This is a genomic window from Sinorhizobium prairiense (assembly GCF_029201645.2).
In the GTDB taxonomy this organism is placed as follows: Bacteria; Pseudomonadota; Alphaproteobacteria; order Rhizobiales; family Rhizobiaceae; genus Sinorhizobium; species Sinorhizobium meliloti_A.
In genome coordinates, this window is record NZ_CP104131.1 from 2,787,918 (window position 1) to 2,800,673 (window position 12,756).

Genomic DNA, 12,756 nt, shown 5'->3' on the forward strand with positions numbered 1-12,756 from the left:
GAAATCAGGCGCGCAATTGCGTGCGGCAAGACGGTCGAGTAGGGTCGCCGGAAACGAACGGGAGCGGCTGGAGCCGAAGCGGAATGACACTGTCGGGCAAGCGCATTCTTCTCATCATAGCCGGCGGAATCGCGGCCTATAAGAGCCTCGACCTGATCCGCCGCCTGCGCGAGCGCGGTGCCGACGTGCGCCCGGTGATGACGGCGGCGGCGCAGCGTTTCGTGACGCCGCTGACCGTCGGCGCGCTTTCGGCCTCTCACGTTTTCACGGAGCTTTTCTCGCGCGAGGACGAGCAGGATGTCGGTCACATCCGGCTGGCGCGGCATTGCGATCTCGTGGTCGTGGCCCCGGCAACGGCCGACCTGATGGCAAAGATGGCGCACGGTCACGCCGACGACCTCGCCTCGACGGTGCTCCTGGCGACCGACCGGCCGGTGCTGCTCGCGCCGGCGATGAACCCGAGGATGTGGTCGCACCCGGCCACGCACCGCAACCGCGCGACGCTCGCCGGCGACGGCGTCCGCTTCGTCGGACCTGCCACCGGCGAAATGGCCGAGAGCGGCGAGGCGGGGGAAGGCCGCATGGCCGAAGCTCTGGAGATCGTCGCGGCGGTCGAGGAATTTTTCAACGGAGCAGGCCCGCTCGCCGGTCGCAAGGCCATCGTCACATCCGGACCGACGCACGAGCCGATCGATCCGGTGCGCTACATCGCCAACCGGTCGTCCGGCAAGCAGGGCCACGCGATCGCCGCAGCACTGGCGCGGCTCGGCGCCGAGGTCACGCTCGTTTCCGGGCCGGTGACGATCGCGGACCCCGCCGGCGTCCGCGTCGTACGGGTCGAGCGCGCCGAGGAGATGCGCGATGCGGTGCTGGCCGCGCTGCCGGCCGATGTGGCCGTCATGGTGGCAGCCGTTGCCGACTGGCGCGTCGCATCGGCCGCCGGCAACAAGATCAAGAAGCGGCCGGGCGAGGCCCCTCCTCCGCTGCAGCTTGCAGAGAATCCCGATATCCTGAAGACCGTCGGCCACCACGCATCGCGGCCTAAGCTCGTGATCGGCTTTGCCGCCGAGACCGAGAACGTCGCCGAGAACGGCCGCGCCAAGCTCCAGAAGAAGGGGGCCGATTACATTCTGGCCAACGACGTTTCGCCCGCAACCGGCATCATGGGCGGCGACCGCAATCGGGTTAAGCTGATCGGCCGTGACGGTACCGAGGAATGGCCGGAAATGGGCAAGGACGATGTCGCGGCGAAGCTCGCCGCGCTGATCGCGGCGAAGCTTTCATCCTGAGGACAGGCCGGAGGTGGGCGCTATTGCCAGGTCGGCCGTCCCGAAAAGGCGAACGTCGACGCCGTTTTCCCCGACGATGATCGCGGATCCGTCCGGAACCTCCACCCAGGCGCTGTCATCGTCATTGAGCGGCTCGGAGACGAGGCAATAGCCGCCACTCGACCCCATCGGACCTGCATAGAGCGTGGGAGCTTTCCAATCCGTGGCATAGCGGACCGCATAAAGATCGCAGCCGTCGGAGAAGGCCGCCGTGAAGCGCACGAGTGCCGGGCGTCCCAGGCGTTCGGCAAGCCGCTCGACGAAGGCGAGCGCCTCGGCAACGGCACCGAGGGGATCACGGTCGAGACCGAACTGCAGGGCAAGCAGGAAGAGCAGCTCCGAATCCGTCGTGCCGCTGCGCGCCGAATAGAGCTCGTTGTCGAGCATGGTCTCCATCGGCCGCCGCAAATGCTCGAAATCGCCGATCTGTCCATTATGCATGAAGGACCAGCGGCCGAAGACGAAGGGATGGCAATTGTCGCGGCGCGTGCCGCCGCCGGTGGCCGCGCGAACATGGGCGAGGAACAGCGGCGAGCGAATCTGCCTCGCAATGCTCTTGAGATTGCAATCCGACCAGGCGGGCAGGATGTCCCGGTAGCGGCCCGGCTCAGGACGGTCGCCGTACCACGCTATTCCGAAGCCGTCGCCATTGGTCGCCGTTTTCGCCCTGACGGCGCAATGGGATTGCTCGATCAGGGAATGCTTGGGCGACGTCACGAGTTCTTCGAGATAAAGCGGCTCTCCGCGATAGGCTGCCCAACGGCACATGCTCGATCACTCCGATTTCGCCCCGCCATATGAAAGCGATTCGTCCACCACCGTCACCAGTGATGTTTCAACGCAACATGGGTAAAAATGCGTTAACACATTCTGCCCAAGCATAGCGGACCGGGCGGACACGCCCTGTTCCATCAGGCACGCGGGACCGGATTTTCGAACAAATATTCCATATTGACAATTCGCGCGCATTTCATTTCATTTCGCCGAGCACAGACAGGGCTTGGCCCGGGAGAAACGAGATGAGCGGCAAGCGCAGGCTGGGCATTGGCCTGATCGGGACGGGCTTCATGGGCAAGGCGCATGCCCTTGGGTTCACGATTGCGTCACGAGTCTTCGACCTGCCCTTCGAGCTGGATCTCGTATCCGTGGCGGACGTGACGCAGGAGGGCGCGGAGGCGGCCCGCGGACAACTCGGCTTCCGCAAGGCGACGGCCGACTGGCGCGAACTTCTGACCGATCCCGAGATCGACATCATCGACATCACCACGCCGAACCTCCTGCACAAGGAAATGGCGCTCGCTGCGATTGCCCACGGCAAGCACGTCTATTGCGAAAAGCCGCTGGCACCGACGGTCGCCGACTGCGCCGAGATGGTCGCCGCCGCGCAAAAGGCCGGCGTCGTCACCCAGGTCGGCTTCAACTATCTCAAGAACCCGCTCATTTTTCTCGCCAGGGACATTATCGAAAGCGGCGAGATCGGCGAAATACGTTCGTTTCGCGGCATTCATGCGGAAGATTTCATGGCTGATGAGAGCGTTCCGTGGGGTTGGCGGCTGGACCCGCGCAGCGGCGGCGGTGCGCTCGCCGACATCGGCAGCCACATGATCGCCTGCATGCGCCATCTCGTCGGGCCGATCCGGTCCGTACTGGCAGAGACCGTCATCCACGTTCCGCAACGCCCTGTCACGCGCGGCGCCACAGAGACCCGGACGGTCGAGGTCGACGACGTCACGAGGGCCTTCGTCCGTTTCGAGAGCGGCGCGAGCGGAAGCTTCGAAGCGAGCTGGATCGCGACCGGCCGCAAGATGCAGCACGATTTCGAGATTTACGGCTCCAAGGGAAGCATCGTCTTCACCCAGGAGCGGCTGAACGAGATCAGGGTCTACTCCGCCGGCGACGACATCAGGAGCCGCGGCTTCCGGACGATCTGGGCGGGACCGGAGCATCCGCCCTACGGAGCCTTCTGCGTGGCACCGGGCCACCAGATCGGCTTCAACGAGCTGAAGGCGATCGAGGCCAACGAGTTCCTGGAAGCGATCGCCAAGGGCGGTAAGACCTCGACCGATTTCCGCGAGGGTTACGAAGTCCAGAAGGTTCTTTCCGCAACCTATCACTCCGCAAGGACGAACGAGTGGGTGGAGATTGGCTGATCTCGACGTCCGACTCGCTGCTGTCTTTGCCCCTCACCCTTACCCTCTCCCCGCGCGTGGGAGAGGGGACGTGCCCGATGGTTTGCGGGCGGTCATGGTTGCGAAGGTAGCGCCGCGCGTTTCCTTCGCCCCGCCTGCGGGAGACAAGCCTGAGGCGATGCGGGTATGCGCACTTCCCGCTGGATAAGGAACCAAAATGGAACGTCCATTCTATCGCTGCAATGGTTAGTCGATTAAACTGAGGCAAACGACGAGAGCGAGCCGGAGGCCCGAACGATGCCCACGCCTGAAACGATTGCCGATGTCCCGCAGGATTTCGAAACGCTGAAGGCGGTTATCCTCGAGCGCAAGGCGCAGCTGCCGAAACGGCTGAAACAGGTGGCCGCCTACTCGCTCGACAATCCGGACGAGATCGCCTTCGGGACGGCGGCGAGTATTGCGACTTCGGCCGACGTCCAGCCCTCGACGCTCGTGCGCTTCGCCCAGCACTTCGGCTTCGAAGGCTTTTCGAGCCTGCAGCAGATTTTTCGCGCACGCCTGCGGGAGCGTACGCCCGGCTACGAGGAACGGCTGAAGGCGCTGCGCCAGAACGATCACAGCAAGCTCGAAAGCGGATCGATCTTCAACGGCTTCGTTGCGGCCGCCCATCGCTCGCTCGACAACATCGCGACCTCGGTCGATCCCGAGGCATTCGAGCGCGCCGTCGGCATTCTCGCCAAGGCGAACACGATCTATCTCATCGCCAAGCGGCGCTCCTATCCGATCTCCAGCTACATGGCCTATGCTTTCGGCAAGCTGAAGGTGAAGTATCAGCATGTCGGAACGGCCGCGGGGATCGACGAGGACATGCTGGCCATGGCGACGAAGGAGGATGCCGCCTTTGCCGTCAGCTTCTCGCCCTACGCGTCGGAAAGCGCCAGCCAGGCGCGCTTGCTCGCCAACCGAAAGGTACCCGTTGTCTCGTTGACCGACTCCGCCTTCTCGCCGCTCGCCGAATCCTCCAGGGTCTGGTTCGAACTGGTCGAGGCCGATCATGCCGGCTTCCGTTCGCTCTCCGCCAGCATGGCCTTCGCCATGGCGCTGACCGTCGCCATCGCCGAGAAACGGCGCCGCATCGCCGAGGGCGAGTGAGGCAATATAGAACGGAAATTCCATATTGACGAAACAACGGAATTTATGTTTCATATGCTCGTCACCCATGGCATAGGCATATTTGTCGGCGCCGGTCCGGCGTCCGCGGGGAGGAAGCAGTGAGCCAGATTTCGTCGGCCCAAGTTCCATCAGGTGCGGGTGCCAAGCCCCTCGACCTCATCACGATCGGCAGAGCTTCGGTCGACCTCTACGGACAGCAGATCGGCACGCGGCTCGAAGACGTGGCGAGCTTCGCCAAGTCGGTCGGCGGCTGCCCCTGCAACATTTCCGTGGGCACAGCGCGCCTCGGCCTGAAATCGGCGCTCCTGACGCGCGTCGGCGACGAACAGATGGGCCGCTTCATCCGCGAGCAGCTTCAGCGCGAAGGCGTGGAGACGCGCGGCATCGTCACCGACCCGGAGCGGCTGACCGCACTTGCGATCCTCTCCGTCGAGAACGACAAATCCTTCCCGCTCCTTTTCTATCGCGACAATTGCGCCGACAACGCGCTTTGCGAGGACGATATTTCGGAGGACTTCATCGGTTCCGCGCGCGCGGTCCTCGTCACCGGCACGCATTTTGCCAAACCGAATGCGGACGCCGCCCAGCGCAAGGCGATGAGGATCGCCAAGGAAAGCGGCGCCAGGATCGTCTTCGACATCGATTACCGCCCTAATCTATGGGGTCTTGCGGGTCACGATGCGGGCGAGAGCCGCTACATCGCCTCGGACCGCGTTTCGGCGCATCTGAAGACCGTGCTCGGGTATTGCGACCTGATTGTCGGCACTGAGGAAGAGGTGCTGATCGCGTCGGGCGAAAGCGACCTCCTCGCGGCACTCAAGACCATCCGCTCCCTCTCCGAAGCCACGATCGTGCTCAAACGTGGACCGATGGGCTGCATTGTCTATGATGGACCGATCTCGGACGATCTCGAAGACGGTATCGTCGGCAAGGGTTTTCCAATCGAAGTCTATAACGTTCTCGGCGCCGGCGACGCTTTCATGTCGGGCTTTCTGCGCGGCTGGCTCACCGGCGAGCCGCACGCGACGTCCGCTACCTGGGCCAATGCCTGCGGCGCCTTCGCGGTCTCGCGCCTGCTCTGCGCGCCGGAAATCCCGACCTGGACCGAACTGCAATATTTCCTCGAGCACGGCAGCAAGGAGAAGGCGCTGCGCAAGGACGAGGCGATCAACCACGTGCACTGGGCGACGACGCGCCGGCGCGACATCCCGCTCCTGATGGCGCTCGCCGTCGACCATCGCAGTCAGCTCGAGGACATTGCCGAGGGAAATCCGGAACTGCTCTCGCGCATCCCGGCCTTCAAGGTGCTTGCCGTCAGGGCTGCGGCAGAGGTGGCTCAAGGCCGCTCCGGCTTCGGCATGCTGATCGACGACAAATACGGCCGCGATGCGCTCTATGCCGCCGGCGCCCATCGCGACTTCTGGATCGGCAAGCCGATCGAGCTTCCGGGATCACGGCCGCTTACCTTCGAATTCAGCCAGGACCTCGGCAGCCGCCTCGTCGACTGGCCGGTCGACCACTGCATCAAGGTGCTTTCCTTCTACCATCCCGACGATCCGGCCGAACTCAAGGCCGCTCAGGTCGCAAAATTGCGTTCGGCCTTCGAGGCGGCGCGCAAGGTTGGGCGCGAGATCCTGATCGAGATCATCGCCGGCAAGCACGGGACACTCGACGACCGGACCATTCCGCGGGCGCTGGAGGAGCTCTATGATGCCGGCTTGAAGCCGGACTGGTGGAAGCTCGAGCCGCAAGCGAGCCGCGCCGCCTGGGCTGCGATCGACGCCGTGATCGAGGCGCGCGATCCGCTTTGCCGGGGCGTGGTGCTCCTCGGCCTGGAAGCACCCTATGAGGTGTTGAAAGACGGTTTCGCCGCCGCCAGAATGTCGAAGACGGTCAAGGGATTTGCCGTCGGCCGGACGATCTTCGCCGACGCCGCCAAGGCCTGGCTTTCCGGCAGGATGACCGACGAGCAGGCAGTCTCCGACATGGCGGCGAAGTTCAAGGCGCTCGTCGATCTCTGGCTGCAATTGGGTGAGACCAAGGCGGCGTAGCGGTCAAATACAAAGGCGGCGCTAGGATGCGGCCGCGAGGAGGAAACAAATGAGCCAGAAAACCGTGCGCCTGACCATGGCACAGGCCGTGGCGCGGTTCCTGACCCGGCAGATGACGATCATCGACGGCGAGCGCGTGCCGATCTTCGGCGGCGTCTTCGCGATCTTCGGCCACGGCAACGTCGCCGGCGTCGGCGAGGCGCTTTACGGCGTTCGCGAAACGCTCCCGACCTACCGCGCCCAGAACGAACAGGGCATGGCGAATGCGGCGATCGCCTTCGCCAAGGCGAGCTTCCGCCGCCGCTTCATGGCCTGCACCACCTCGATCGGCCCGGGCGCGCTCAACATGGTGACCTCGGCCGCGCTGGCGCATGTCAATCGACTGCCGGTTCTCCTCCTTCCCGGCGACGTCTTCGCCAACCGCAGGCCCGATCCGGTGCTGCAGCAGGTGGAGAGTTTCGGGGACGGCACGATCTCGGCGAATGACTGCTTCAAGCCCGTCTCGCGGTATTTCGATCGCATCACCCGGCCCGAGCAGATCATCCCGGCGCTCCGCCGCGCCATGCAGGTCCTGACCGATCCTGCCGAATGCGGGCCGGTGACGCTATCGCTCTGCCAGGACGTGCAGGCGGAAGCCTACGACTATCCGGAAACCTTCTTCGACGAGAAGGTCTGGGTTCCGCGCCGCATCGAGCCTGACCTCGACGAGCTGGCATCGGCAATCGAGGCGCTCAGATCCGCGAAGAAGCCGATCATCATCGCCGGTGGCGGCGTGCTCTACTCGGAAGCGAGCGCCGAACTCGCTGCGTTCGCCGAGAAACACGGCATTCCGGTCATGGAGACCCAGGCCGGCAAGTCCGCTCTGCCGCATTCGCATCCGCTGAATATGGGTTCCATCGGCGTCACCGGCACGTCCGCCTCCAACGCATTGGCGGAAGAGGCCGATGTCGTGCTCGCCGTCGGCTCACGGCTGCAGGATTTCACCACCGGTTCCTGGGCGCTCTTCAAAAACGAGGCGCTGAAGATCATCGGCCTCAACGTCCAGGCGTTCGACGCCGGCAAGCACCAGGGACAGCCGCTGATTGCCGACGCGCGGGCCGGCCTCAACCGCATTTCCGGCGGTCTCGGCAGCCACAAGGCCGATACAGCCTGGACCGAGAGGGCAAAAGCGGGCAAGGCCGAGTGGCTTGCTGAAGCCGAGAGGGCGACCGCCACCACCAATGCCGCACTTCCCTCCGACGCTCAGGTCATCGGCGCCGTCCAGCGCGCCCGCGGCGGCAGGCAAACGACGCTCGTCTGCGCCGCCGGGGGACTTCCGGGCGAGCTGCACAAACTGTGGCAGGCGGAGGAGCCGGGCGGCTATCACATGGAATACGGCTTTTCGACCATGGGCTACGAAGTCGCCGGCGGTCTGGGCGTAAAGCTTGCCAAGCCCGATAGCGACGTGATCGTCATGGTGGGCGACGGCAGCTACATGATGCTGAACTCGGAGATCGCCTCTTCCGTCATGCTCGGCGCCAAATTCACCGTCGTGCTGCTCGACAATGCCGGCTATGGTTGCATCAACCGGCTGCAGATGGGAACGGGCGGCGCCAACTTCAACAATCTGCTGAAGGACACCCATCATGTGGAGCTGCCTCGGATCGACTTCGCCGCGCACGCCGCCGCCATGGGCGCCGTGACCCGCAAGGTCGGCTCGATCCCCGAGCTCGAAGCTGCGCTCGCGGAGACCGCCGACGAGGCGCGCACGACCGTGATCGTCATCGATACCGATCCGCTGATCACAACGGAGGCCGGCGGGCACTGGTGGGACGTCGCGGTACCGGAGGTTTCGGACCGAGACCAGGTGAAGGCCGCCCGCGAAGGCTACGAAAAGGCCCTCCAGGCCCAGCGGTTTGGTTGACACTGGCGTCCGGCCAGCGGCCCCTGACCCTCTCCGCGCAGGGCGGGGAGAGGGGACGTGCCCGGCGGTCAGCCGTGGCTTGCGGGTTGGGGCGGGGACAGCGCGGCTTGTCCCTTCTCCCCGCACGCGGGGAGAAGATGCCGGCAGGCGGATGAGGGGCCACACTGCGGCATCCTCGGCGCACCAAAAACGAAACTACGAACCGACTGCCCCAAACAGACCACGCAGCAGAAAGCAAAACACATGATCCGTTACGGAACCAACCCGATCGCCTGGAGCAATGACGACGACCATTCGATCGGCGCGCATCTGACGCTCGAGGACTGCCTCTCCGATTGCAAGAAGATCGGCTTCGACGGCATCGAGAAGGGCCACAAGATGCCGTCCGACCCCGAAGCGCTGAAGCAGAAGCTCTCAAGTTACGATCTCGTCTTCGTCTCGGGCTGGCACTCGACCAACCTCCTCACCCATGATGTCGAAGCGGAGAAGAAGGCTATCCAGCCGCATCTCGACCTTCTGAAGCATAATGGCTGCCGGGTGGCGATCGTCTGCGAGACCTCGAACGCCATTCACGGCGACGATTCCAAGTCGCTCGTGAAGGACAAGCCGGTTCTGCCGGCGGACAAGTGGGAGAAATTCGGCGCCGACCTCGAGGCGATCGCCGAATATTGCGCCGGCCAGGGCATCGATCTGGTCTACCACCACCACATGGGCACAATCGTCCAGACCGGCGAGGAGATCGACCTCCTGATGCGGAACACCGGTCCGGCGACCAAACTGCTGCTCGACACCGGCCATGCCTGGTTCGGCGGTTCCGACCCGGCGGACGTGGCGCGGAGATATATGGACCGGGTCCGCCACATTCATTGCAAGAACGTCCGCCCGGCGGTCCGCGCGGTGGTCGAAAGCGAAGGTCTGTCCTTCCTCGAGGGTGTGCGACGCGGCGTCTTTACCGTTCCGGGCGATGCGGAAGGGGGCGTCGACTTCCTGCCGGTTCTGAAGATCGCCGCCCAGCACGGCTATGATGGCTGGCTGGTCATCGAGGCCGAGCAGGACTCGGCCGTGCGCAATCCGTTCGAGTACCAATCGCTCGGGCTGAAGTCGCTGAAGGCCTTTGCGAAGGAAGCGGGGCTCGACGCGTAGACGCCCCTCACCCGGCTGCCGCCTCCCTTCCAGAGGGCTATGGAGAGGGGCAGACCTACAGACGCGAGATCAGGAGACCGCCGAATGTCCAAACTGCTCATCAAACCGAAAGCGCAATCCGGCCTGATGCAGGAGATCACGCCGGAAAGTGCCGGCTGGACCTATGTCGGTTTCGCCCTCCATCGGCTGCGGCCCAGCGAGACGACCGGCGGCGAAGCGGGCGAGAAGGAACTCTGCCTGGTACTCGTCAGCGGAAAAGCCAGGGTTTCGGTCGATGGCGAGGACTTCGGCGAGCTCGGCGAGCGCATGACGCCTTTCGAGGGCCAGCCCTATGCGGTCTATGTGCCGAGGGGCAGCAGCTGGCAGGCCGAAGCGACCACGGATCTCGACCTCGCCGTCTGCTCCGCGCCGGGCGGGGAAGGCTTCGAGGCGAAAATCATCCGCCCGGGCACGCACCCGCAGATGACGCGCGGCCGGGGCACCAACACACGCTACGTCACCAACATCATGCCGGAAGACGACGAATCGGCGCAGTCGCTGCTGGTCGTCGAGGTGATCACGCCGGGCGGCCACACCTCCTCCTACCCGCCGCACAAACACGACCAGGACAACCTGCCGGCCGAAAGCTATCTCGAGGAGACCTATTACCACCGCCTCAACCCGCCGCAGGGTTTTGCAATGCAGCGCGTCTATACCGACGACCGTTCGCTGGACGAGGCCATGGCGGTGGAGGATGGCGACGTGACGCTGGTACCGAGGGGCTACCATCCGGTGGCTGCGGTCCACGGCTACGATTCCTATTATCTCAACGTCATGGCGGGGCCGAAGCGGATCTGGAAGTTCCACAATGCGAGGGAACACGAGTGGCTGTTCACCGGCGTCTGACCCGCGGACGTCGCACTGGACGAATGGAGCCTTCGCCCTATCGTATCTTGCCGAAGCAAGCGACGAGGAGCGTTTCATGCATATCGACGGCCAGTGCCATTGCGGCTTCGTTACCTACGAGGCGGAGATCGATCCGGAGCACGTAACGATCTGCCATTGTAACGATTGCCAACGGCTGACCGGCACCGCCTACCGCGTCAGCACCAGCACGCCGCGATCATCGTTCCGGCTGACGGGCGGCGAGCCGAAGCTTTACGTCAAGACCGGCGAAAACGGACGCAAGCGGCTGCAATTCTTCTGCCCCGATTGCGGCTCGCCGGTCTACACGACGGGCACCGACGAGGACGCAGAGGAGATCGGCATCCGCGTCGGCACCATAAATCAGCGGCGCGAACTTGCACCACGCAAGCAGATCTGGTGTTCCTCCGCGCTGCCCTGGTCCGGCGAGATCGGCAAGCTGCCGGGGCTGCCTCGGGATTGACGGTTCAAGCGACCGGATAGGGCCCATCCGCAAAGACCGTGTCGTGGTAGCCCTTGGACCCGATCTCGATTGCGAGCGGGCTGCGGAAATCCTCACCGCGGCGCAGGCATTTCAGCACATGGGCAAAATCATATTTCGGCCGCCAGCCGAGACAAGCCGTCGTGCGCGCACTCACATAAACCCGATCGATCGTCGGAAAGAGCCGCCACCCCCGTTGCGCATAAAGCGCCTCGCATTCGGGAAAGCGGCTGAAGACGACGGATGGGGCATCCTCCCGCAGAGAGGCGAGATCGTCGCGTGTGAACGGCGTCGGGGCCGAGACGATGAAACGGCCAAAGCCGATCTCCATCGCCCGGTCGAGGGCCGATAGATGGGCGCTCGCGACGTCCTCGATATCCGCGCGCCGGTAGAGCAATTCATTCGCCTGCGCATTGGCCGTTTCAAAGCGGCCGCGGATTTCCGCATCGTCATCGGCCTCGGGAAAGAAGCGCGAGGTCCGGAGAATGACGGCGGGCAGACCGTGCCGCCGCGCGAAAAGCTCGCAGATCCCTCCGCCGCAACTTTGCTCACACCATAGATGTTACGCGGGATCGGCTGGACGTCTTCCGTGATCCAGGCTGCCGGCTCACCGGGCGCCGGCGTCAGGGCCGAACCGAAGGCGCTCGTGGTGCTGGTGAAGACAAAGGCGCCGACGCCCGCCCCGGCTGCCTCTTCCAGCAGATTGACCGTGCCCGCGACATTGGTATCGACGAACTCGCAATAACCGTGCGTCGCCACATGCGGCTTGTGCAGGGTCGCGGAATGGATGACTGCGCGCACGTCCTTCATTGCGTGACGGACGAAGCGGCGGTCGGCGATCGACCCGACGGCATCGGTGAATGGCGAGCTCTTGATGTCGATGCCGCGAACGTCGCGGCCGGCCGCGCGCAGTACCCTTATCAATGCCTCACCCAGATGGCCGGCGCTTCCCGTCACCAGTATCGTCATGCGTCGCTCCTTGTTGCCTTGAGGCTAGGCGCAGCGCGGCGAAGCCGGCAAGGCATAAATTATGCGTTCGCTCAGGAGATCGCGGTGACCAGCCGGCCCATCGCGCCGTCGGCGAGTGGTATGCGCTCCCAAAGCACGCGACCGGCAGAGATGGGAACGTCGTCGCGGCCGTTGGGCCCGGTCTCGACGGCCAGGAAAGCCAAACGGCCATCGTGCCAGCCGAGCTCCGCGAGATCGCGTTCCGCCTTCCGGATCTCCTGCGAGGCATAACGGAACATCGGCTCGCCGACCATTTCCCGCCGCCACTCCGCCCGCCGCCGGGGCGAAGCAGCCAGCAGCCGGTGCGAGTGGTCGCAGATCAGGTGAACCCTCGCGCTCGAGCTTTCGACCGGCCGCTTGAGAGCCGCATCGGCGGCTGAGGGCACCCTGGCGAATAGGCGCTCCAGCGCCTGCTGCTGATTTTCGGAAGGTGTGAGGACGCCCGCTTCCCAGCGCGATATCGTCGCCTGCGTCACCCGCATGAGCTCCGCCACATGGCTCTGTTTCATGCCGTTCAGGAGCCGCAGCCGCTTCAGCGTCCGTGCCGTGTAGAGCATCTCGGTTTCCTCCTGATCCGGCGAAGCTATCGGCCACCTGCGCTAGGCGGCAGGGAATGGAAACGCTATACCACCATAAG

The 12,756-nt window shown here is 64.5% G+C and carries 10 protein-coding genes and 1 pseudogene; 8 read left to right on the top strand and 3 right to left on the bottom strand.

Going from position 1 to position 12,756, the window contains the following annotated elements; genetic code table 11:
- The first annotated feature begins 83 nt into the window (after window positions 1–83).
- Window positions 84–1,289: a bifunctional phosphopantothenoylcysteine decarboxylase/phosphopantothenate--cysteine ligase CoaBC gene (gene coaBC, locus N0Q91_RS16145; RefSeq protein WP_275596912.1), complete on the top strand. Its 1,206-nt coding sequence runs from the start codon at window positions 84–86 to the stop codon at window positions 1,287–1,289.
- On the opposite strand, the gene N0Q91_RS16150 is transcribed toward coaBC, so the two are convergent.
- Window positions 1,281–2,096 carry a class II glutamine amidotransferase gene (locus N0Q91_RS16150; RefSeq protein ID WP_275596913.1) on the bottom strand — a complete coding sequence of 272 codons (816 nt, stop codon included), beginning with the start codon at window positions 2,094–2,096 and terminating at the stop codon, window positions 1,281–1,283. The two genes, coaBC and N0Q91_RS16150, sit on opposite strands and share 9 nt — an antisense overlap.
- A gap of 251 nt (window positions 2,097–2,347) precedes the next feature.
- Between N0Q91_RS16150 and N0Q91_RS16155 the strand changes: the two genes are divergently transcribed.
- The 7 genes from N0Q91_RS16155 (at window position 2,348) to N0Q91_RS16185 (ending at window position 11,093) form a co-directional block, all read left to right on the top strand.
- The gene (locus tag N0Q91_RS16155) at window positions 2,348–3,478 is read left to right on the top strand and encodes a Gfo/Idh/MocA family protein (protein ID WP_275596914.1); all 1,131 of its coding nucleotides are present in this window, start codon (window positions 2,348–2,350) and stop codon (window positions 3,476–3,478) included.
- Between the two features lie 276 nt (window positions 3,479–3,754).
- Window positions 3,755–4,609, top strand: coding sequence for a MurR/RpiR family transcriptional regulator (locus N0Q91_RS16160; protein WP_100669789.1), 855 nt, complete (start codon window positions 3,755–3,757; stop codon window positions 4,607–4,609).
- Between the two features lie 119 nt (window positions 4,610–4,728).
- On the top strand, window positions 4,729–6,681 hold the full coding sequence (locus tag N0Q91_RS16165; RefSeq protein ID WP_275596915.1) for a bifunctional 5-dehydro-2-deoxygluconokinase/5-dehydro-2-deoxyphosphogluconate aldolase: 1,953 nt from the start codon (window positions 4,729–4,731) through the stop codon (window positions 6,679–6,681).
- A gap of 49 nt (window positions 6,682–6,730) precedes the next feature.
- Entirely contained in the window at window positions 6,731–8,584 is a 1,854-nt protein-coding gene (gene iolD, locus N0Q91_RS16170; protein WP_275596916.1) for a 3D-(3,5/4)-trihydroxycyclohexane-1,2-dione acylhydrolase (decyclizing), read from the top strand.
- 243 nt (window positions 8,585–8,827) lie between these two features.
- The gene (iolE, locus tag N0Q91_RS16175; RefSeq protein WP_275596917.1) at window positions 8,828–9,727 is read left to right on the top strand and encodes a myo-inosose-2 dehydratase; all 900 of its coding nucleotides are present in this window, start codon (window positions 8,828–8,830) and stop codon (window positions 9,725–9,727) included.
- Between the two features lie 84 nt (window positions 9,728–9,811).
- Window positions 9,812–10,612, top strand: a complete 801-nt coding sequence (gene iolB, locus N0Q91_RS16180; RefSeq protein WP_100669792.1) for a 5-deoxy-glucuronate isomerase — start codon at window positions 9,812–9,814, stop codon at window positions 10,610–10,612.
- A 76-nt stretch (window positions 10,613–10,688) separates the two neighbouring features.
- Window positions 10,689–11,093, top strand: a complete 405-nt coding sequence (locus tag N0Q91_RS16185) for a GFA family protein (RefSeq protein ID WP_018093958.1) — start codon at window positions 10,689–10,691, stop codon at window positions 11,091–11,093.
- Window positions 11,094–11,097: 4 nt separating this feature from the next.
- Here the strand turns inward: N0Q91_RS16185 and N0Q91_RS16190 are convergent.
- Together N0Q91_RS16190 and N0Q91_RS16195 are read right to left on the bottom strand one after the other, a co-directional pair.
- A pseudogene (locus tag N0Q91_RS16190) lies at window positions 11,098–12,080 on the bottom strand (NAD-dependent epimerase/dehydratase family protein).
- Between the two features lie 71 nt (window positions 12,081–12,151).
- The gene (locus N0Q91_RS16195) at window positions 12,152–12,676 is read right to left on the bottom strand and encodes a helix-turn-helix transcriptional regulator (RefSeq protein WP_275596918.1); all 525 of its coding nucleotides are present in this window, start codon (window positions 12,674–12,676) and stop codon (window positions 12,152–12,154) included.
- Window positions 12,677–12,756: the final 80 nt, after the last annotated feature.